The sequence below is a fragment of the Nonomuraea sp. NPDC050310 genome, assembly GCF_040655795.1.
In the GTDB taxonomy this organism is placed as follows: domain Bacteria; phylum Actinomycetota; class Actinomycetes; order Streptosporangiales; family Streptosporangiaceae; genus Nonomuraea.
This window is the reverse complement of record NZ_JBFAKP010000013.1, coordinates 18,067-36,713: the sequence shown is the minus strand read 5'-3', so window position 1 is coordinate 36,713 and position 18,647 is coordinate 18,067. Positions and strand designations below refer to the sequence as shown.

Genomic DNA, 18,647 nt, shown 5'->3' with positions numbered 1-18,647 from the left:
GCCGCGGCTACATGAGTAAGCCCCTACTCAAGCTCAGGCGGCGACGGCCTTCGACCGGTCGGTCGCCATCAGGATCGCCATGCCGCCGAGCACTGAGCCGGTGACGTAGCGCTGGATGCGCAGCCAGGCGGGCCGGGCGGCGAGGAAGGCGGCCAGCGCGCCCGCCGAGATCGCGATGAGCCCGTTGACGGTGGTGGCGACCACGATCTGCACCGAGCCGAGCGCGAGGCTCTGGCCGAGCACGTTGCCCGCCGCCGGGTCCACGAACTGCGGCAGCAACGACAGGTAGAGGATCGCGATCTTGGGGTTGAGCAGGCAGGTCAGCAGTCCCATGGAGAACAGCCGCCGGTTGGAGGCCACTTCGAGCGCCTGCGGCTCGAAGGCCGAGGCGCCACCCGGTCGCAGCGTCTTCCAGGCCAGCCACAGCAGGTAGGCCGCGCCGCCGAGCTTGAGCGCGGTGTAGGCGGCCGGCACCAGCGTGAAGATCGCGGTCAGGCCGAGGCAGGTGGCGGCCAGGTAGAGCGTGAAGCCGAGGAACACCCCCGTCAGCGAGATCAGGCCCGCGCGGCGGCCCTGGGTGATCGACCGGGAGATCAGGTAGATCATGTTCGGTCCTGGCGTCAGCACCATGCCCAAAGAAACCAGGGCAATTCCCAGCAATCCACTCGACATGGGCCAAGCGTAACGAAACACGGAGGGTAATCACGCCATTACCCGGGAACACGGACCGCATGCAGTTCGACGACGATGCCAAGCTCGACCCGTCCCAGATCGAGGACGTGCGGGCGTCCGGTCAGCGGCCGGGCCGCAGCGGCGGTGGCCTGCCCGGCGGCTGCGCCGTACCCATCGGGGGCAAGGGCGGCTGCCTGCTGCTCCTGGTGGCGGTCGCCGCGCTCTTCCTGTTCAAGCTGGTCCCGTCCACGCTGACCGACGAGCCCGCGCAGCCGCAGGGCGGCCAGCAGGTGCCCGCGGCCAGCCCCTCGGGCAACCTCGCCGCCCGCTGCCAGACCGGCTCGGACGCCGACCAGTCGGAGGACTGCCGCATCGTCGGCATCGTCAACAGCATCCAGGCCTACTGGAAGCAGGCCTTCAGCCAGCGCGGGCGCCAGCCGTACACGGCGGCCAAGACCGTGCTCTTCTCCGACCGCGTCCGTACGGCATGCGGCACGGCGGACTCCAACGTGGGCCCCTTCTACTGCCCCGGCGACCAGAAGGTCTACCTCGACCTGTCCTTCTTCAACACCCTCCAGCGCCAGTTCGGCGCGCAGGGCGGCCCGTTCGCCCAGGCGTACGTGATCGCCCACGAGTACGGTCACCACGTCCAGAACCTGCTCGGCACCATGGACCGGGTCGGCAACGACCGCCAGGGCGCCACCAGCGGCGCGGTCCGCCTCGAACTGCAGGCCGACTGCTACGCCGGCGTCTGGGCCAAGAACGCGGTCGAGACCGGCTTCTACTCAGAGCCCTTCACCCAGGCCGACATCGACCAGGCCCTCGACGCCGCCGCCGCGGTCGGCGACGACAGCATCCAGCGCCGCTCGCAGGGCATGGTCGTGCCGGACGCGTTCACCCACGGCACCTCCGCCCAGCGGGCCAAATGGTTCACCACGGGCTACGAGTCAGGTAACCCCAGCCGCTGCGACACGTTCACGGGCGCGATATAGGGCAGTTCCCTCCCTATGGACTTCAGGGACGAAGCCGAACTAGACAGCTCACAAGTTCAGGACGCCGGTCGGGGCGGCGGGTTCCCCGGCGGCGGTCTCGCCATAGGCGGCGGCATCACCGGCATCATCGCGCTCATCGTCGCGCTCGTCTTCGGCGTGGGCGGCGGAGGCGGAGGCGGCGAGGGCGGCCAGCCGGCCGGCGTGCAACCCACTTCCAACCTCTCCGAGCAGTGCCGCACGGGCGCCGACGCCGACCAGTCGGAGAAGTGCCGCGTGGTCGGCGTGGTCAACAGCATCCAGGCCTACTGGCGTGAGGCGCTGCCCGGCTACGAGCAGGCCAAGACCACGCTCTTCTCCCAGGCGGTGCAGACCGGGTGCGGCGACGCCACCTCGGCGGTCGGGCCGTTCTACTGCCCGAGAGACCGCCGCGTCTATCTCGACCTGACCTTCTTCGACCAGCTCCAGAGCCAGTTCGGCGCCAAGGGCGGCCCCTTCGCCCAGGCGTACGTGATCGCTCACGAGTACGGTCACCACGTCCAGAACCTCACCGGCGGCCTCAGCGGCGGCGGTTCGGTCGGCACCGAGCTCCAGGCCGACTGCTTCGCCGGCGTCTGGACCAAGAACGCGGTGGACACCGGCTTCTTCGAGGCCCCCTTCACCGACGCGCAGATCGCCGAGGCGCTCGACGCGGCCGCGGCCGTCGGCGACGACCGGATCCAGGAGCGCACCCAGGGCCGGGTCGACCCCGACTCCTTCACCCACGGCAGCTCCGAGCAGCGTGTCAACGCCTTCAAGACCGGTTACGCGGGCGGCGACCCGAACGGCTGCAACCCCTCGGGACTGCAGTGAGCGCGCGCGAGCGGATTGTCTCCTAAACTCGATGAGGTGATTTTTAAGTTGGTGGGCGACGGCCGCCCCTATCCCGATCATGGGTTGAGCAATCGGGAATGGGCGCAGATTCCGCCTCGGCAGGTGCGGCTCGATTCGCTGATCACCACCAAGGCGATGCTCGACCTGCACTCGTTGCTCGCCGCCGACTCCACGTTCTACGGCGACCTGTTCCCGCATGTCGTCCAGTGGCGCGGCGAGCTCTATCTGGAGGACGGGCTCCACCGGGCGCTCCGCGCGGCCCTGCACCAGCGTTCGATCCTGCACGCCCGCGTGCTGGACATCCAGTGACACCTGACCCGCGGTAACACCTGCGGAAACGCGTCAGGGCCCCTGCCGGAGCAGGGGCCCTGATTCGTCTGGCGGTGGTGGAGGGATTTGAACCCTCGAAGGAGTTGCCCCCTTACGCGCTTTCGAGGCGCGCGCCATCGGCCACTAGGCGACACCACCGTGGAGCAGCTTACCGGATCCGGCGAGCGGCGAAGAACTCCTTGAGCAACCCGGCACATTCCTCCGCCAACACGTCCAGGATCACCTCGGGGCGGTGGTTGAGGCGGCGGTCGCGCACGACGTCCCACAACGAGCCGGTCGCGCCGCCTTTCGGGTCCGCCGCGCCGTACACGATCCGGTCGATCCGGGCGAGTACGGCGGCGCCGGCGCACATGGTGCAGGGCTCCAGAGTGACGACGAGGGTGCAGCCGCCGAGCCGCCACGTCCCCAGCCGGGCGGCGGCGGCGCGCAGGGCCAGCACCTCGGCGTGGGCGGTGGGGTCGGCCGTGGCCTCGCGGTCGTTGCCGGCCTCGGCCAGCACGGCGCCGTCCGGGCCGAGCACGACGGCGCCCACGGGCACCTCGCCGCGCTCGGACGCGAGCCGTGCCTGGGCGAGCGCCAGCCGCATGGCCGCGTCGTAGGTCACCGCAGGCGGTCGAGCTCGTCGGCGAAGCCGAGCTTCTCGGCGATCACCGAGAGGATGTCGGCGGGCAGCACGCCCTCCTCCATGCTCAGCTCCATGAGCTCCTCGGCGCTCATGCCGAGGTCGCTCAGCAGTTCGAGGTCACCGGCCGGGCGGACGCCGAGCTCGGTGGAGTCCTTGTCCGGGACGAAGCCGGCGAACTCCGCGAACAGCTCGCCGAGGCTGGAGGGCCCGACGGCGTGCGCGTCGGAGAGGAAGACCCGCGGCTCCTCCACGCCCCGGTAGCGGGCGATGGCGAACCACTCGTCCTCGACCTCCACGCACAGCAGGGCCAGCTCGTCGCCGGTCAGCCGCAGGGCCTCGCCCGTCGCGTCGCCGAGATCGTCCACGAGCTCGGCGCCGCTGAGATCCACCTCCGCCCCCGACCAGCCGTCGGGGGTGCGGACGAAGGCGGCGGCGAAGACAGCGCTGGAGACCATGGGCCGAGCTCCCGGTTCAGCCGAAAACGGAGTCGATCGCCCGCTCGAAGGGCTCGGAGAAACCCAGCCGGGCGGCGATGCTGGACAACACGTCCTCGGGGTGCAGGTCGATGTCACCGGAGAGGATGCCCAGCTCCATCTCGTCCAACCCGAGGTCCACAAAGATCGACAGGTCGCCCGCGGGCAGCACGGTGTCCTCGTCGAGGATCTCGTCGAGCTCGTCCTCGTCGGGGACCGGCACGTCGAGATACTCCAGCACCTGCTGCGCCAGCGGGAAGTCGAGCGCCGCGGCGATGTCGGAGAGGAACACGTCCACCCTGTCGCCCAGCACCCGCAGCGCCACGAAGAACTCGTCGCCCACCGCGATCAACCCGATCGTGCCGCTCTCACTGGGCTGCTGGCGCAACGCGTGGAGGAGGCCGTGCAGGTCCGACGTCAAGGCCACCGGCAACAGATCGGCGTACCACCGGTCGTCTTCGCGGTAGACCACGATGGCGAAGTCGAGCGCGTCCTCGTCTGTCATTGCCCACCCCCACTGCGCATGGTTTCAGAACCGGCCACTCGTCGTGGGCCGCTCCTGCCAAATTGTGATCAAAACCAGGGACGCGACGTGCCGCCTCCTCCCACACAAGATAGCGTTGTCCCTTATGGAGACCCTTGTCGTCGATCATCCGCTCGTGGCCCACAAGCTCACCACGCTGCGTGATGTCAACACCGACTCGCCCACCTTCCGTCGCCTGGCGGACGAGCTGGTGACCTTGCTGGCCTACGAGGCCACTCGTGACGTCCGGGTGACCGACGTGACCGTGCAGTCTCCCGTCTCCGAGGCCCACGGCGTACGGCTGGCCTCCCCGAAGCCGCTGGTGGTGCCGATCCTGCGGGCCGGTCTGGGCATGCTCGACGGCATGACCCGCCTGCTGCCCACCGCCGAGGTGGGCTTCCTGGGGATGATCCGCAACGAGGAGACCCTCCAGGCGGAGACCTACGCCACCCGGCTGCCCGACGACCTGTCCGGCCGCCAGTGCTACGTGCTCGACCCGATGCTGGCCACCGGCGGCACCCTGGTCGCGGCGATCCGCTTCCTGTTCGACCGCGGCGCCGACGACGTGACCGCGCTGTGCCTGCTGGCCGCGCCCGAGGGCCTGGCCTACATGGACAAGGAGTTCGCCGACTCCGGCCGGCCGATCCGCGTGGTGACCGCCTCGCTGGACGAGCGGCTCAACGAGCACGGCTACATCGTGCCTGGTCTCGGCGACGCCGGTGACCGTCTCTATGGCGTTGTCTGAGTAGCTCTTTCCCTTCACCAAGCTCGCCGCTTCGTTACATACTGTGTTCTCACGGGTACGTACAGTGAGGAAGGCATCTCCTCCGCGTTACTGACGCGGATCTTTGGGAGCACCATGAGCGAGCGAATCGAAGCGGATCCCGGTCCGTATGAAGAGGTGGAGTCGGCGTTGCGCGACGAGTTCGCCGGCGTCCACTCCGCCTCGACGGTGACCCGCTGCGTCGAGGCGGCGCACTACGGGGCGCTGGAGGTCACGGGCTACGCCCACCCCGGCCTGGTGGAGCGCATCGCGCGCAAGCACCTACACGTCCTCGCGCTCGTCGCGAGCGAGCGCGGTTAAAGAAGATCAAGACTTACCGGCGAAGTTACGCTTTACCCGGCCAGTGAGGTGGGTAATGTACTCGGCGGGTGTAGTGGGTAGTAAGTACGGAGGCGACAGTGCAGGTCAAGAAGTATGCCATCTGGGGAGGTATCGCGTTTGTCGCGTACTTCCTCTTCGCGAGGCCCGCGGACGCGGCTGATGCCGTCAGGGGCGCTCTCGACACCGTGTTCAACGCAGCCGACTCTCTCGCGCACTTTGTGACCAGCATCGCATGAGACTTGTGACCCACGGGGACGCTGCTCCGTCGTCGGTCAACCGTTACCTACTCCCCCACGAACAGCCACACATCATGGTGCGGCGACACCCCGCCGTACTACTCCGTCCGGTCGCCGAGGTCTTCGGCGGCCTGATCATCGCCGGACTGCTCAGCCGCTTCTTCGGCGAGGGAAACAGCAGCACCGCACTCGTCGTGGTGTGGTGGCTCTGGTTGCTGTTGCTGATCCGCTTTGTCTGGAAAGTCGCCGAATGGTCAGTTGACTACTTCGTCGTCACGACAAAGCGGATCTTGCAGACGACCGGGCTCATCACCCGCAAGGTCGCGATGATGCCCCTCGGCAAGGTCACGGACATGAGCTTCCAGCGTTCCCTGATGGGCCGCCTGCTCGGTTACGGCGAGTTCATCCTCGAGTCGGCGGGTCAAGATCAGGCCTTGTCGCGAGTGGGGTACATTCCCTACCCCGAAACGCTCTATCTCGAGGTGTGCTCGATGCTATTCCCGGGCGACGACAAGGGTGATGATTAATCCTCTCAGGTAGGGATTTCCTGGCGCGGGGATACCCGATCGGGCCACTTCATGCAATCATTGCGTGTTGTTGACCCTTCCCCGCCCTGAGAGATGAGATGCCGAGTCAGGGAACCATCGGTGACCGCGTCCGCGGACTGCGGCTGAACAGGCGGATGTCTCAGGCCCAACTGGCCGGACCGGACCTGTCTGACAGTTATGTCTCGCTCATCGAGTCGGGTAAGCGCACGCCCACGCCCGTCGTCGCGCGCCTGCTGGCCGAACGCCTCGGCTGCACGACCGAGTTCCTCCTGCACGGCATCGAGCCGCGCCAGCGCATCGACACCGAACTCGGCCTCCGTCATGCCGAGCTGGAGCTGCGTCACGGCGACGCCGCCCTGGCCGCCGAGCGGTTCAACGAGATCGTCAAAGCGGTCGGCGAGGAAAACGCCATGCTCGCCGCCCAGGCCCGGCTCGGCCGCGCCCGCTCCCTGGAGGAGCAGGGCCGCCTCGGGCAGGCCGTCGAGGCCATGGAGCGGCTGCGCGCCGAAGCCTCCGCCCACCCCGAGCGCCTGGCCGACCTGCCGCTGACCATCGCCCTGAGCCGCTGCTACCAGCGCGCCGGCGACCGGTTGCGCGCCCGCGACCTCGGGCTGCACGCGCTCGGCCAGATGTCGCGCCTCGGCGTCGACCAGGGTGAGCTCGCGGTCGACCTGGCCGCCACGCTGATCGAGATCGGCGAGGACAACCCCACTGAAATCGCTTTCCTCAGGCGGGTGCTGGAGACCAACGGCGTTCCCGAGGTTCTGGACCGTTCCGCGGAGATCCGCACGCTGTGGGAGGCCTCCAAGGCCGCCGCAGCCGGTGAGGACTCCGCGCTGGCCGTCCGCCTGGCCGACGACGCCATCGCCGCCGGCCGTCCGGCCCGGCTGGGCCTGCAGCTCGCCCGGGCCGCCATGCACTGGGCGCGGCTGGAGTCGTGCCCGGTGGCCGAGGCCGAGGAACACGTCACCGCCGCCGCCCGCGCCCTGTCGGTCTTCACCGCCACCCGTGGGGAGCTCGGCGAGAGCCAGGTCATCCACGCCCGCGTCCGGCTGCGGGCCGGTGACCCGGCGCGCGCCGGCGAGCTGGCCACCACGGCGCTCGAACTGCTCGGCGAGGCCCCCGGCACGGTGACCGCGCAGGCGCACCTCGTGCTCGCCCAGGTCTCCCTGGGCCTCGGCGCCGACGCCACCGGCTCGCTCACCACCGCCCGCGCCCTGCTGACCGCGCTGGAGGGCCCGCTCTACGGCGCCAACCGGCAGGCGGCCCGCACCTGGCGCGAGCTCGGTGATCTCTTCGGCCAGGTCGGGGCGCGAGCAGACCAGACGTCCGCGTATCGTAAAGCGCTCGAGGCCGCCGGAGTGCGCTCGGCGCTGGCCGGCGTGACCGTCCACGCAACCACCCCTCGTTGACCTCCGGATTTGTCTTTGGGCCCTGGAATAATTAGGGTCTACCAGTCATTGACTCATAGGATGACTGGTTTCCCCGGAGGAGGCGGACTGTGAGTCTGCGTACGGCGCAGCGAGCTTCGCTCGTCGACCAGGTGATCGACCAGCTCAAAGAGCAGATCACCTCAGGTTCGTGGTCGATGAACCGCAAGATCCCGACCGAGACTGTCCTGGCTGAGCAGCTCGGAGTGGGGCGGAACACCGTCCGCGAGGCCGTCCGCGCGCTCACGCACGCCGGACTGCTGGAGTGCCGTCAGGGGGACGGCACCTACGTCCGGGCCACCAGCGAGCTGTCCGGCGCCATGTTGCGCCGCCTGCGCCAGGCCGAGCAGCTCGAGATCCTCGAAGTGCGGCGAGCCCTCGAGGTCGAGGCCGCCCGCCTGGCCGCCACCCGCCGCAACGACGAGGACATCGTCCGCATCGAGGCCGCGCTGGCCGCCCGTGACCGGGCCTGGGAGTCCGGCACCGCCGAGGAGTTCGTCGAGGCCGACCTCGTCTTCCATATGGCGATCGTGCACGCCACCCACAACCTCGTGCTGATCGACCTCTACGAGGACTTCTCCGCCGCGCTGCGCGCCAGCATCACCGCCGCCGGCACCTCGCTCAACAAGAGCTACATCCCGCACGACGCCATCGCCCGCGCCATCGCCGCCGGCGACGCCACCGCCGCCGAGCGCGCGGGGCACGCGTGCATGGAGCACATCCTCATCGCGCTCACCGACCAGGACTGACCCGCCGCGTGCCACGCGCTCCGACGACTCACGGCCGGAGCTGGGCGGCGTGGTCGCGGGCGAAGTCGGCGAACGACCGGGCCGGTCGGCCGACGACGTCGCTGAAGTGGGTCGTGGTGTAGTCGCCCCAGTTGGCGGCGTAGGCCCTGCCGTACTCGACGGAGACCTTGGCGTCCCATTCGGGGAAGCCGGCGCCGAGCATGGCCTCCAGCACGCCCTCCTCCGGCACCGGCTGGTAGGTCGCCCCCACCGCCGCCGCGGCCTGCTGCAGCGAGATGCTCTCGGGGCCGGTGAGCGTGTAGATCCGGCCGGCGTGCGGCGCGGGGTCGGCCAGCACCCGGGCGCCGAACTCCGCGATGTCGCGCACGTCGATCATGCCGAGTCGCCCGTCGCCGAGCCCGCCGTACAGGGTGTCGCCGTTGACCGAGCCGAACAGGTTCTGCATGAAGAAGGCGGGCCGGATGATGGTCCAGGCGATGCCCGAGGCCTGCAGTTCGAGGTCGGACAAGGCGTGCAGGCGGCCGTTGCGGGTGGGCGCGTCATGGGCGGCGCCGATGGCCGACAACCGCACGATGTGCTTGACCCCCGCCTGGCGAGCCGCCCAGACCGCATTGCCGCTGGCGTGCGGCGAGCTGGGGCCCATCGCGGTCAGCAGCCACAGGGTCTCGACCCCGTCGAACGCCTCGGTGAGCGTCTCGGGGTGGTCGAGGTCGCCCACGAACACTTCCACGCCCTCGGGAGCCCTTGCCGGGTCACGCACCAGGACTCGTACATTCTCTGTGGAGGGCAGCGCGCGGATCAGGGCGGACGACACGTTTCCGGTAGCACCGGTGATCAGGATGGTCATGAGAAGACCATATAGTCAGTTTTAGTGACAGTCAATATTAGTGACTAATTTGGAGGCGGCGTGAGGCGGAGCGAGCGCAAGCAGACCGATCCCGACCTGGGGATCCTGGTGGCCCGGTTGCTCTTCGGCCTGCAGCGGGACATGGTCCGTGACCTGGACGACCGGCAGGGGCCGGGGCCGAAACACGGCGCGGTGCTGGCCTACCTGGACGAGGAGGGCAGCCGCGCGACCGACCTGGCGACCCTGTCGGGCCAGCACAAGCAGGTCATCGGCACGCTGATCGACGAGCTGGTGGAGCTGGGCTTCGTCGAACGCCGGCCGGATCCGAGCGACCGGCGGGCCAAGCTGGTGGTGCCCACGGCCAAGGGCGTGGAACGCATGAACCGCTCCGACGAGGTCGTCGCCGGGATCGAGCGACGCTACGCCGAAGCGGTCGGTGAGCAGGAGTTCGCCGCGTTCAAGGCGACCCTGCGCAAGCTGGTGGAGATCAGCCGAGGCGCAGCGACATGACCAGGTAGCGGAAGGCGGGCTGGGCGTCACCCGGCACGTCGGAGACGAGCGCGGGACGCGTCGGCGAGTCCATCGCGATGCGCGCGAACTCCGACTCGACGCCGCTCAGCCCGTCGAGCAGAAAGTGCGACTGGAACCCGATCTGGATGTCGTCGCCCCGCAGCTCGCAGTCGAGCACCTCGACGCCGCGCCCCAGCTCGCCGCCGCCCGCCTGGATCTTGACCTGGCCCTGGGTGAAGGTCAGCCGGATCGCGGTGTTGCGCTCGGCGACCAGCGCGACCCGCTTGATGGCGTCGATGAACGGCGCCACCCGCACGTCGGCCTTGATCGACCAGTCGCTCTGCAGCCGCGCGCGGTAGTCGATGAACTGCTCGTCGAGCAGGCGCACGGTGGTGCTGCGGCCCACGCTCTCGAAGCCGGCCACGCCGCCGCCCATGGCGATCGCCACCTCGCCGCCGCGCAGCGACTTGGCCACCTCGACCAGCACGCGTGCCGGGACCATCGCCGAGACCGCCGCGTCGGCCTGCGCCGGACGCCAGGTGAAGTCGCGGGCGGCGATGCGGTAGCGGTCGGTGGCCGCCATCGCGACCTCCGCGCCCTCGATGTCCACCCGGATGCCGGTGAGCATCGGCAGCGTGTCGTCCCGGCTGGCGGCGGGGGCCACCTGGCTCACCGCCGAGGCGAAGACGCCGCCGCCGATGTGCCCGATGACCGGCGGCATCTTGGGCATGGTGGGGAAGTCCTCGACCGGCATGGTGACCAGCCCGAACTCGGCCGACCCGCAGGTCAGCACCGCCTCGGCGCCCTCGGTCACCAGCTCGACGCTGTCACCCGGCAGCGCACGGGTGATCTCGGCCAGCAGCTTGCCGGGGATCAGCACGCTGCCCCGCTCGGAGACGTCGGCGTCGACCGTGGCCTGGGCCGAGACGTCGTAGTCGAAGGCCGAGAGCGTGAGCTCCTCGCCCGCCTCCAGCAGCAGGCCGGAGAGCACCGGCGCGGCGGGGCGGCTGGGCAGGACCCGCGCCGCCCAAGCCACGGCCTCGGCCAGCACATCGCGACTCACCCGAATTTTCACGTGATCTACCCCTTCGTCCAGCGGGCCATGAGAGAAAAATATCTGGCCCCACCGACAGAAGCGGGAGTCAGCCCCGGCTCAGCGGCCCCTCAGGCGTGCGCGCGCCCCCAGGCTAGCCGCGGTTGGCAGCGTTCAGGTACGCCAGAACGGCCAGTACCCGGCGGTTGTCGTCGTCGGACGGCACGAGGTCGAGCTTGCCGAAGATCGAGGCGGTGTGTTTCGCCACCGCGCTCTCGCTCAGGAAGAGCCGCTGCGAGATGGCCGCGTTGGAACGGCCCTCGGCCATCGCCTCCAGGACCTCGCGCTCGCGCGGCGTCAGGCTGCCCAGCGGCTCGTCGCGCCGGTTGCGCGCCAGCAGCTTGGCGATCACCTCCGGGTCCATGGCGGTGCCGCCGGCCGCCACCCGGCGCACCGCGTCCACGAACTGGCCGGCGTTGAAGACCCGGTCCTTGAGCAGGTACCCGATCGCGCCCGCGCCGTCGGCGAGCAGCTCGCCCGCGTAGAGCTGCTCGACGTGCTGGGAGAGCACCAGGATCGGCAGGCCCGGGATGCGTTCGCGGGCGGCGAGCGCGGCCTGCAGGCCCTCGTCGGTGAAGGTGGGCGGCAGCCGTACGTCTACGATGGAGACGTCCGGCCGCAGCTCGATGAGGGCCTTGTACAGCTCGGGGCCGCTCTCGACCGCGGCCACGACGGTGAAGCCGTGCGCCTGCAGCAGGTGGACCAGGCCGTCGCGGAGCAGGTAGAGGTCCTCGGCGACGAGCACGCGGTTCACGCGCGCACCGCCTGGGCCGACAGCAGCGAGGCGAGGACGTACATGGAGGCTCCCAGCAGGATCATGAAGACGATCATCGGCCATTGCCACGGCTCGGGCAGGTGCAGGGCCAGGAACCACGACTTCTCCGGCACCGCCAGTGCCTTCAGCACCCCGGCCACGATGCCCTGAGGAAAGGTCGGCAGCCAGGCGGTCAGCCAGCAGGTGGCCACCACGATCGCCTTCCACCTCGGCATCCGCGGCAGGGCGCTCGCCCAGTGGTCGGACAGCACCTTCGGGAACTCCAGCGTCACCGTGGTCGGGCCGCCGGGCGGGCTGTTCAACGCGACCACGCCGTCGAAGGCGGCCAGGCGGCGCTCGATGCCGTACAGGCCGCTGCCGTTGTCCGGGTCGGCGCCGCCGTGGCCGTCGTCGGTGACGGTGATGCGCAGGTCGGGGCCACGATGGCTGACGTCCACCCGCACCGAGGTGGCGTCGGCGTGCCGTACCGCGTTGTTGAGCAGCTCGCTGACGGCGAAGTAGGCGGCGGCCTCGACCGGCGAGGAGGGCCGCTGGGCCAGGTCCACCGTGACCTCGACCGGGAGCGGGCAGTCCAGCGCGAGCGCCCGGACGGCGTCGGCCAGGCCGCGCTCGGCCAGCACCGGCGGGTGGATGCCGCGGACGACGCGGCGCAGCTCGACGAGCGCCTCGGCGGAGGCCTCGCGGGCCTTGACGACCAGCGCCCTGGCCGCGGCCGGGTCCTTGTCGACGAGTTCCTCGACGGCGCCGAGGGTCAGGCCGAGCGCGACCAGGCGGGCCTGGGTGCCGTCGTGCAGGTCACGTTCGATGCGCCGCATCTCGGCCGCCTGCGAGTCGTTGACCAGGCTGCGCACCTGGGTCAGGTGCCGCACCTCGCCGGCCAGCCGGCTGCTCTCGGTGTGCCCGAGCAGCAGCTCGGCCCATGCCCGGTAGACCCGCAGGCCGCGGCCCGGAACGAGCAGCAGCATCGGGGCCATCAGCACCTTGACCGGCGGGTCGAGCAGCAGCCAGAACGCGTCCCGCCAGGTCTGCGGGTCGTGCAGCAGCCACTTCCAGCGGTTGTTCCAGGCCGGGATACGCGGCGTCTTGTAGAGCGTGCGGTCGGAGCGGTACCAGCCGTCGGCACCGGGCCGCGGCGGCGGGGGCGGCGGCCGGTACGGCGAGGCGATCCCGGCGATCCGCCGGGTGCGCTCGGCCAGCCGGCGGATGGCCATCGCCTGCGGCGGGAACAGGAAGACCAGGCCGAGCCCGAAACACAACACCAGCACCACCATGGACATCGCCAGGACGACGACCTGCACGACGATCATGGCGAGGAGGGAGAGGACCCGGGGCATGTCCCAAGTGTCCTCGATGTCGCCGCCCATCCGGTATTGCAGCTAGGTACACCCTTCCCGGCACCCAGCCGCATACCGGGGACCGAGCGCGCTTCCTAGCGTTCTGGCCATGGCCCTCATCGAAGTCACCAAGCTCCACAAGCGTTACGGCGACCACGTCGCGGTCGACGACGTCAGCTTCTCCGTCGCCGAGGGCGAGATCTTCGGCGTGCTCGGCCCGAACGGAGCGGGCAAGACCACCACGGTCGAGTGCCTGTCCGGGCTGCGCTCGCCCGACGGCGGCACGATCCGGATCGCCGGGTTCGACCCGCTCACCGAGCGGCGCGAGATCCGCCGCATTCTCGGCGTCCAGCTCCAGAGCTCCGAACTGCCGGAGAAGATCAAGGTCTGGGAGGCGCTGGAGCTGTTCGCCTCCTTCTACGGCGAGCGACCCGGCGACCTGCTCGACCGGGTGGGGCTGACCGCCAAGCGCGAGGCCTACTTCGGCAAACTGTCGGGCGGCCAGAAGCAGCGGCTGTCCATCGCGCTGGCCCTGGTCGGCCGGCCCCGCGTGGCGATCCTGGACGAGCTGACCACCGGGCTCGACCCGGCGGCCCGCCGCGAGACCTGGGACCTCATCCGCGAGGTGCGCGACTCCGGCGTGACGATCGTGCTGGTCACCCACTTCATGGAGGAGGCCGAGCGGCTCTGCGACCGGCTCGCGGTGATCGACGCCGGGCGCGTGGTCGCCGTGGACAGCCCGGTCGGGCTGATCGACCGGGTCAACGGCGAGCAGCGGCTGCGTTTCCGCCCGTCCGGCCCGTTCGACGAGTCGGTGCTGCGCGGCCTGCCCGAGGTGACCGGCCTGGCCCGCGACGGCGCCCAGATCGCGGTCACCGGCACCGGCAACCTGCCGCACGCCGTCACCCTCGCCCTGGCCTCGGCCGGGATCGTCCCCACCGACCTGCGCATCGAGCAGGCCACCCTCGACGACGCCTTCCTCGCGCTCACCGGAAAGAAGCTGGCATGAAGCAGATCCTCATCACCGAGACCAAGCTGCACCTGCGGGAGCCCTGGTCGATCCTGTTCACCCTCGGGCTGCCGCTCACCCTGCTCGTGGCGCTCGGCCACATCCCCGACCTGAGCAAGCCGGACCCGAACCTGGGCGGCGAGCGCTTCGTCGACGTCCAGTTGCCGGTGTCGATGATGTTGCTGGCGTTGTGCACGGTGGCGTTCAACGTGCTGCCCGGCGTGCTGGCCACCTACCGCAAGCAGGGCGTGCTGCGCCGGATGTCGACCACGCCGGCCAGCCCGGCGGCCATGCTCACCGTGCAGTTGCTGATCAACACGGCCCTCGGCGCGGTCGCCGTCGTGGTGCTGCTGGCGGCCGGCCGGCTGGTGTTCGGCTCGGCGCTGCCGTCCGGGGTGGCCTTCGTGCCGGTGCTGCTGCTCGGCACCGCGGCGCTGATGGCGATCGGGCTGCTCATCGCCGCCGTCGCGCCCAGCGCCAAGTCGGCGCCGCTGATCGGGACGGCGGTGATGTTCCCGCTGCTGTTCATGGCCGGGATGTGGATCCCGCGCGACGTCATGCCGGCGGCGCTCAAGACGATCAGCGACTACTCCGTCGCCGGGCCGTTCGTGCAGGCCCTGCGCGACACCTGGTCTGGACAGCCGCCGCAGCTCGCGCACCTCGCGGTGGTCGCCCTGGGCGTGCTGCTCTTCGGCGGCCTCGCGGTCCGGCTGTTCCGCTGGGAGTGAGCGCGCTAGCGGGCGTAGGCCGGGGCGGCGCCGCGCACGTTGGTCATGAGCGCGTAGACCGAGCTCGACGCGGTGACGAAGAGCCAGTTGCGCTTGAGCCCGCCGAAGACCAGGTTCGAGCACTTCTCCGGCAGCAGGAAGCGGCCGATCAGCGTGCCGTCCGGGTCGAAGCAGTGGACGCCCTCGTGCGTCGCCGCCCAGACCCGGCCGGTGTCGTCGAGCCGGATGCCGTCGAAGCTGCCTGCCGTACAGTCGGCGAAGACGCGGCTGCCGCTCAGCTCGCCGGTCGCGGCGTCGACGTCGAAGACGCGGATGTGCTTGCGGCGGGTGTCGACGACGTAGAGGAGCGACTCGTCCACCGAGAAGGCCAGGCCGTTCGGGCGGATGAAGTCGGTCGCCACGGCGGTCAGCTCGCCGGTGGCCGGGTCGAGGCGGTAGACCTGGTCGTTGCCGATCTCGCTCTCGGCGCGGCCCGGCCCCTCGTAGTCGCTGGTGATGCCGTAGCTCGGGTCGGTGAACCAGATGCTGCCGTCGGAGCGCACGACCACGTCGTTGGGGCTGTTGAGGCGCTTGCCCCGCCAGCGGTCGGCCAGGACGGTGATCGAGCCGTCGGCCTCGGTGCGGGTGACCCGGCGGTTGCCCTGCTCGCAGGAGACGAGCCGGCCCTGGGCGTCGAGGGTGTGGCCGTTGGTGTAGCCGGCCGGGCTGCGGAAGACGCCGACCGCGCCGGTCATCTCGTCCCAGCGCATCATCCGGTCGTTGGGGATGTCGCTCCAGACCAGGTAGCGCCCGGCGGGCACGTACGTCGGGCCTTCGGCCCAGCGGCACCCGGTCGCGATGCGCTCCACCCGCTCGTCGCCGCCGACGCCCTCGAAGCGCGGGTCGAGAGCTTCAAACACGGCCACCATGGATTCCATCCGGAAAACCTCCTCGTTCACCGGATAGCATATGGCAATGGACGAGATCGACCGAACGCTGATAGGCCTCTTGCAGGAGGACGCCACCCGCTCCTACGCCTCGCTCGGCGCGGCGGTGGGCCTGTCCGGGGCCGCGGCACACGAGCGGGTGCGCAAACTGCGCGAGCGCGGGGTGATCCGGCGGACCACCGTCGAGGTCGACCCGGCCGCCGCCGGGCGCGGCGTGCTCGCCTACGTGCTGATCGAGGGGAACACCTGGATGGGCGGGACGGCCGACGCCCTGCGCGCGATCCCGGAGGTCGAGGAGGCGCACGTCATCGCCGGGCCGGCCTCCCTGCTGGCCAAGGTCCGTACGGCGAGCACCGCCGAACTGCAGCAGGTGCTCAGGCGGCTGTTCGAGGTCGAGGGCGTGTCCAGCACGCAGACCATCGTGGTGCTGGAGAGCTTCTTCGAACGCGGCGTCCACGTCCCGCCGCTCTAGACTCCTGAGATGGCCGTATTCGCGCACATCAGCGACATCCACATCGGCGCCACCGACCAGAGCGTCCCGCGGACCGAACGGGTGCTGCGCCACCTCAACGAGCTGCCCGGCCGGCTCGACGCCATCCTGGTCACCGGCGACATCGCCGACCACGCCCTGCCGGAGGAGTACGAGATCGCCCGCGCGCTGCTCAAGAGCGACGTGCCGGTGATCGTCTGCCCCGGCAACCACGACCAGAACCCGGAGGCTTTCACCGCCGCGCTGGGCCCGGTCAACCAGGCGCTGCGGCTGCCGGACCTGACCATCGCGCTGGCCGACTCCAGCCTGCCCGGCCGCGACGACGGCTACCTCGGCGACGAGGCCCTCGCCTGGCTCGACGGGGTTCTCGGCGAGCGCCCCGACCTGCCGGCCTTCGTCGGCTTCCACCACCCGCCGATCAAGCTGGGCGTGCCGTACGTCGACTCGATCATGCTCCAGGCCGTGGAGCGGCTCGAAGCCTTGCTGGTCCGGCATGCCAACGTGGCCGGCGTGCTCACCGGGCACGCGCACACCAGCGCTTCCGGCACGCTAGCCGGGCTCCCCGTGATCGTCGCGCCGGGCGTGCTGTCCACCGGCCTCACCCCGGTCGAGACCAGCGGGCGCGTCCCGGTCTCCTACGACCTCCCGCCCGCCTACGCCCTGCACGTCTTCGAGGGCGGGCGCCTGGTCACCCACTTCCGGCCGGTGCTGTGATGTCCCAGGTCCCGTGGAACAGCAAGGAGCTGAGCGTCGGCCAACTCGCCGAACGCAGCGGCATCGCCGTCTCTGCGCTGCACTTCTACGAGTCCAAGGGGCTCATCACCAGCCGGCGGACCGCCGGCAACCAGCGCCGCTACCACCGCGACACGCTGCGCCGGGTGGCGTTCGTACGGCTCGCGCAACGCCTCGGCATCCCGCTCAACACCATCAAGGACGCCCTGGCGACCCTGCCGGACGGGCGCACCCCCACGCGCGGCGACTGGGCCCGCCTGTCGGCCGCCTGGCGCACCGAGCTCGACGACCGCATCGAGCAGCTCCAGCGGCTGCGCGACGACCTCACCGACTGCATCGGCTGCGGCTGCCTGTCCCTCGACCGCTGCGCCCTGGCCAACCCGTTCGACCGGCTCGGCGACCAGGGGCCGGGCGCCCGCAGGCTGGACACCCGGCTCAATCCCCCCGCCGGGTCAGCCCTTCCTGGGGACGACCATGATCGGGCGTCGTGCGTGGTGGAGCACGTGGTTGGAGACACTGCCGAGCAACACTGACGCCACCCCGTTGAGTCCACGCGAACCGGTCACGATCACCGAGGCGTCGATCTCGTCGGCGGTGTCCAGGATGGTGCGCCAGATCGACTCGGTGTCGGCCACCGCCCGGGCGCTCACCTCGGTCAGCCCCGCCTGCTTGGCCAGCTCAGCGCCCTCGGCGGCGTTGTGCTCGGCCGCGGCCTTCGACTCGGCCGACGGATCGGCGGCCAGCAACGCGGCGCCCGCGGCCGGGTAGTGCCGCAACTGGACCAGCAAGGGTTCCCACACCGACAGGACGACCACCGGCTCGGGCTTCAGGTGCTTGGCCGCGTACTCGATGGCCGCCTTGGCGTCTTCAGAACCGTCATATGCGATCAAAATACTCATATCTGGTGGAGCACCGCGACGATCACGTTTGTTTCCCGGCGGGCTGTCTGATGGGTCACACGAGCTCGGCCAGCGAGGTGATCACCGTGATCCCCTCTTCGACGTGCGTCCCGCCGGCCTTGCGGTCCAGCCAGTAGGCGCGCAGGCCGGCCGCCTTGGCGCCCAGGGCGTCGACGTCGTACTTGTCCCCCACGTAGGCCACCTCGCCGGGCTCCAGCCCCAGCAGCTCGCACCCGGCCACGAAGATGCGCGGGTCCGGCTTGGCGCAACCGTACTCGTGGGAGCAGAGGATCACGCTCTCCTCGAAGAACCCGCTCAGCCCGATCGCGCTGAGCTTGCCGCGCTGGTGCTCGATGGAGGAGTTGGAGATCAGGCCCAGCCGGTAGCGCCCGGCCAGCGCCTCGAGCGCCGGGGCCGCGTCGGGGAAGGCGGACCACTTCTCGTTGCGCCGGGCCGCGTACCCGGCGAACCACGCGTCCGGATCCTCGGCCTCGATCCCGAGCTCGCCCAGGAAGCGCACGGTGCGGAGGCGCTGCTGCTCCTTGAAGGTGACCTCGCCGGCGAGGAACCGCGCGTACTCCTCCTCCATGATGTCCCGCCACCTGGCCACCGCCGCCTCCGGCGAGGGGAAACGCCCCAGCAGGCCTTCGGCGGTCAGATGGCCGACGACGGCCGAGTGCTCGGAGCTGGTGTAGTCGAAGAGCGTGTCGTCGATGTCGAAGAGCATGCCGCGAATCGTCACGCGGCCACC

General features: G+C 70.3%; 26 protein-coding genes and 1 tRNA gene. 15 read left to right on the top strand and 12 right to left on the bottom strand.

Annotation, left to right across the window (positions count from 1 at the left end; genetic code table 11):
* Positions 1-33: 33 nt before the first annotated feature.
* The gene (locus AB0I67_RS26905) at positions 34-630 is read right to left on the bottom strand and encodes a LysE family translocator (RefSeq protein ID WP_357928946.1); all 597 of its coding nucleotides are present in this window, start codon (positions 628-630) and stop codon (positions 34-36) included.
* A 101-nt stretch (positions 631-731) separates the two neighbouring features.
* Here AB0I67_RS26905 and AB0I67_RS26900 point away from each other — a divergent pair, with 101 nt between their 5' ends.
* Genes AB0I67_RS26900 through AB0I67_RS26890 form a run of 3 tightly spaced genes read left to right on the top strand, consistent with a single transcriptional unit; the run spans position 732 to position 2,843 of the window.
* The gene (locus AB0I67_RS26900) at positions 732-1,664 is read left to right on the top strand and encodes a neutral zinc metallopeptidase (protein ID WP_357928481.1); all 933 of its coding nucleotides are present in this window, start codon (positions 732-734) and stop codon (positions 1,662-1,664) included.
* A gap of 15 nt (positions 1,665-1,679) precedes the next feature.
* Positions 1,680-2,513: a neutral zinc metallopeptidase gene (locus AB0I67_RS26895; RefSeq protein ID WP_357928479.1), complete on the top strand. Its 834-nt coding sequence runs from the start codon at positions 1,680-1,682 to the stop codon at positions 2,511-2,513.
* A 36-nt stretch (positions 2,514-2,549) separates the two neighbouring features.
* On the top strand, positions 2,550-2,843 hold the full coding sequence (locus AB0I67_RS26890; RefSeq protein WP_357928477.1) for a type II toxin-antitoxin system VapB family antitoxin: 294 nt from the start codon (positions 2,550-2,552) through the stop codon (positions 2,841-2,843).
* A 69-nt stretch (positions 2,844-2,912) separates the two neighbouring features.
* Here AB0I67_RS26890 and AB0I67_RS26885 read toward each other — a convergent pair.
* The 4 genes from AB0I67_RS26885 to AB0I67_RS26870 form a co-directional block, all read right to left on the bottom strand.
* A tRNA-Ser gene (locus AB0I67_RS26885) sits at positions 2,913-3,002 on the bottom strand.
* Positions 3,003-3,012: 10 nt separating this feature from the next.
* Entirely contained in the window at positions 3,013-3,450 is a 438-nt protein-coding gene (tadA, locus tag AB0I67_RS26880; RefSeq protein ID WP_357928944.1) for a tRNA adenosine(34) deaminase TadA, read from the bottom strand.
* A 14-nt stretch (positions 3,451-3,464) separates the two neighbouring features.
* The gene (locus AB0I67_RS26875) at positions 3,465-3,944 is read right to left on the bottom strand and encodes a tRNA adenosine deaminase-associated protein (protein WP_357928474.1); all 480 of its coding nucleotides are present in this window, start codon (positions 3,942-3,944) and stop codon (positions 3,465-3,467) included.
* 16 nt (positions 3,945-3,960) lie between these two features.
* Complete coding sequence (locus tag AB0I67_RS26870) at positions 3,961-4,467, bottom strand: tRNA adenosine deaminase-associated protein (protein ID WP_357928472.1); 507 nt, start codon at positions 4,465-4,467, stop codon at positions 3,961-3,963.
* A gap of 124 nt (positions 4,468-4,591) precedes the next feature.
* Here AB0I67_RS26870 and upp point away from each other — a divergent pair, with 124 nt between their 5' ends.
* The 6 genes from upp to AB0I67_RS26840 all read left to right on the top strand — a co-directional run bounded on the left by upp (position 4,592) and on the right by AB0I67_RS26840 (position 8,553).
* Positions 4,592-5,230: a uracil phosphoribosyltransferase gene (gene upp / locus AB0I67_RS26865; protein ID WP_357928468.1), complete on the top strand. Its 639-nt coding sequence runs from the start codon at positions 4,592-4,594 to the stop codon at positions 5,228-5,230.
* Between the two features lie 114 nt (positions 5,231-5,344).
* Positions 5,345-5,569 (top strand): hypothetical protein, encoded by a 225-nt coding sequence (locus AB0I67_RS26860; RefSeq protein ID WP_357928466.1) that lies wholly within the window; start codon positions 5,345-5,347, stop codon positions 5,567-5,569.
* A gap of 98 nt (positions 5,570-5,667) precedes the next feature.
* On the top strand, positions 5,668-5,826 hold the full coding sequence (locus tag AB0I67_RS26855; RefSeq protein ID WP_357928463.1) for a hypothetical protein: 159 nt from the start codon (positions 5,668-5,670) through the stop codon (positions 5,824-5,826).
* Entirely contained in the window at positions 5,823-6,353 is a 531-nt protein-coding gene (locus AB0I67_RS26850; protein ID WP_357928460.1) for a PH domain-containing protein, read from the top strand. The genes AB0I67_RS26855 and AB0I67_RS26850 overlap by 4 nt, the downstream gene beginning before the upstream one ends.
* Before the next feature lie 98 nt (positions 6,354-6,451).
* A complete protein-coding gene (locus AB0I67_RS26845) occupies positions 6,452-7,786 on the top strand; it encodes a helix-turn-helix transcriptional regulator (protein ID WP_357928457.1) in 1,335 nt (444 codons plus the stop codon).
* Between the two features lie 89 nt (positions 7,787-7,875).
* On the top strand, positions 7,876-8,553 hold the full coding sequence (locus tag AB0I67_RS26840; protein ID WP_357928455.1) for a FadR/GntR family transcriptional regulator: 678 nt from the start codon (positions 7,876-7,878) through the stop codon (positions 8,551-8,553).
* Between the two features lie 28 nt (positions 8,554-8,581).
* Here AB0I67_RS26840 and AB0I67_RS26835 read toward each other — a convergent pair whose 3' ends face one another.
* On the bottom strand, positions 8,582-9,400 hold the full coding sequence (locus AB0I67_RS26835; protein ID WP_357928453.1) for an SDR family oxidoreductase: 819 nt from the start codon (positions 9,398-9,400) through the stop codon (positions 8,582-8,584).
* Between the two features lie 60 nt (positions 9,401-9,460).
* On the opposite strand from AB0I67_RS26835, the gene AB0I67_RS26830 reads away from it, so the two are divergent.
* Positions 9,461-9,910: a MarR family winged helix-turn-helix transcriptional regulator gene (locus tag AB0I67_RS26830; RefSeq protein ID WP_357928450.1), complete on the top strand. Its 450-nt coding sequence runs from the start codon at positions 9,461-9,463 to the stop codon at positions 9,908-9,910.
* Here the strand turns inward: AB0I67_RS26830 and dnaN are convergent.
* From dnaN to AB0I67_RS26815, 3 genes are all read right to left on the bottom strand, one after another.
* Entirely contained in the window at positions 9,888-10,985 is a 1,098-nt protein-coding gene (dnaN, locus tag AB0I67_RS26825; protein ID WP_357928448.1) for a DNA polymerase III subunit beta, read from the bottom strand. The two genes, AB0I67_RS26830 and dnaN, sit on opposite strands and share 23 nt — an antisense overlap.
* A 112-nt stretch (positions 10,986-11,097) precedes the next feature.
* Positions 11,098-11,757, bottom strand: coding sequence for a response regulator transcription factor (locus AB0I67_RS26820; RefSeq protein ID WP_357928445.1), 660 nt, complete (start codon positions 11,755-11,757; stop codon positions 11,098-11,100).
* Positions 11,754-13,112 carry a histidine kinase gene (locus tag AB0I67_RS26815; RefSeq protein WP_357928443.1) on the bottom strand — a complete coding sequence of 453 codons (1,359 nt, stop codon included), beginning with the start codon at positions 13,110-13,112 and terminating at the stop codon, positions 11,754-11,756. Before AB0I67_RS26815 ends, AB0I67_RS26820 begins: the two co-directional genes overlap by 4 nt.
* A 109-nt stretch (positions 13,113-13,221) precedes the next feature.
* Between AB0I67_RS26815 and AB0I67_RS26810 the strand changes: the two genes are divergently transcribed.
* Positions 13,222-14,121, top strand: a complete 900-nt coding sequence (locus AB0I67_RS26810) for an ABC transporter ATP-binding protein (RefSeq protein ID WP_357928440.1) — start codon at positions 13,222-13,224, stop codon at positions 14,119-14,121.
* On the top strand, positions 14,118-14,849 hold the full coding sequence (locus tag AB0I67_RS26805) for an ABC transporter permease (RefSeq protein ID WP_357928437.1): 732 nt from the start codon (positions 14,118-14,120) through the stop codon (positions 14,847-14,849). The genes AB0I67_RS26810 and AB0I67_RS26805 overlap by 4 nt, the downstream gene beginning before the upstream one ends.
* 5 nt (positions 14,850-14,854) lie before the next feature.
* On the opposite strand, the gene AB0I67_RS26800 is transcribed toward AB0I67_RS26805, so the two are convergent.
* Positions 14,855-15,766, bottom strand: a complete 912-nt coding sequence (locus tag AB0I67_RS26800; RefSeq protein ID WP_357928435.1) for an SMP-30/gluconolactonase/LRE family protein — start codon at positions 15,764-15,766, stop codon at positions 14,855-14,857.
* 37 nt (positions 15,767-15,803) lie between these two features.
* Here AB0I67_RS26800 and AB0I67_RS26795 point away from each other — a divergent pair, with 37 nt between their 5' ends.
* Genes AB0I67_RS26795 through soxR form a run of 3 tightly spaced genes read left to right on the top strand, consistent with a single transcriptional unit; the run spans position 15,804 to position 17,530 of the window.
* Positions 15,804-16,247 (top strand): Lrp/AsnC family transcriptional regulator, encoded by a 444-nt coding sequence (locus tag AB0I67_RS26795; RefSeq protein ID WP_357928432.1) that lies wholly within the window; start codon positions 15,804-15,806, stop codon positions 16,245-16,247.
* Between the two features lie 9 nt (positions 16,248-16,256).
* Positions 16,257-16,979: a metallophosphoesterase gene (locus AB0I67_RS26790; protein WP_357928429.1), complete on the top strand. Its 723-nt coding sequence runs from the start codon at positions 16,257-16,259 to the stop codon at positions 16,977-16,979.
* Positions 16,979-17,530 (top strand): redox-sensitive transcriptional activator SoxR, encoded by a 552-nt coding sequence (gene soxR, locus AB0I67_RS26785; protein WP_357928427.1) that lies wholly within the window; start codon positions 16,979-16,981, stop codon positions 17,528-17,530. Before AB0I67_RS26790 ends, soxR begins: the two co-directional genes overlap by 1 nt.
* Here soxR and AB0I67_RS26780 read toward each other — a convergent pair.
* Entirely contained in the window at positions 17,450-17,896 is a 447-nt protein-coding gene (locus AB0I67_RS26780) for a universal stress protein (RefSeq protein WP_357928424.1), read from the bottom strand. The genes soxR and AB0I67_RS26780 overlap by 81 nt on opposite strands.
* Positions 17,897-17,951: 55 nt before the next feature.
* Positions 17,952-18,638, bottom strand: a complete 687-nt coding sequence (locus tag AB0I67_RS26775) for an HAD family hydrolase (protein WP_357928421.1) — start codon at positions 18,636-18,638, stop codon at positions 17,952-17,954.
* Positions 18,639-18,647: the final 9 nt, after the last annotated feature.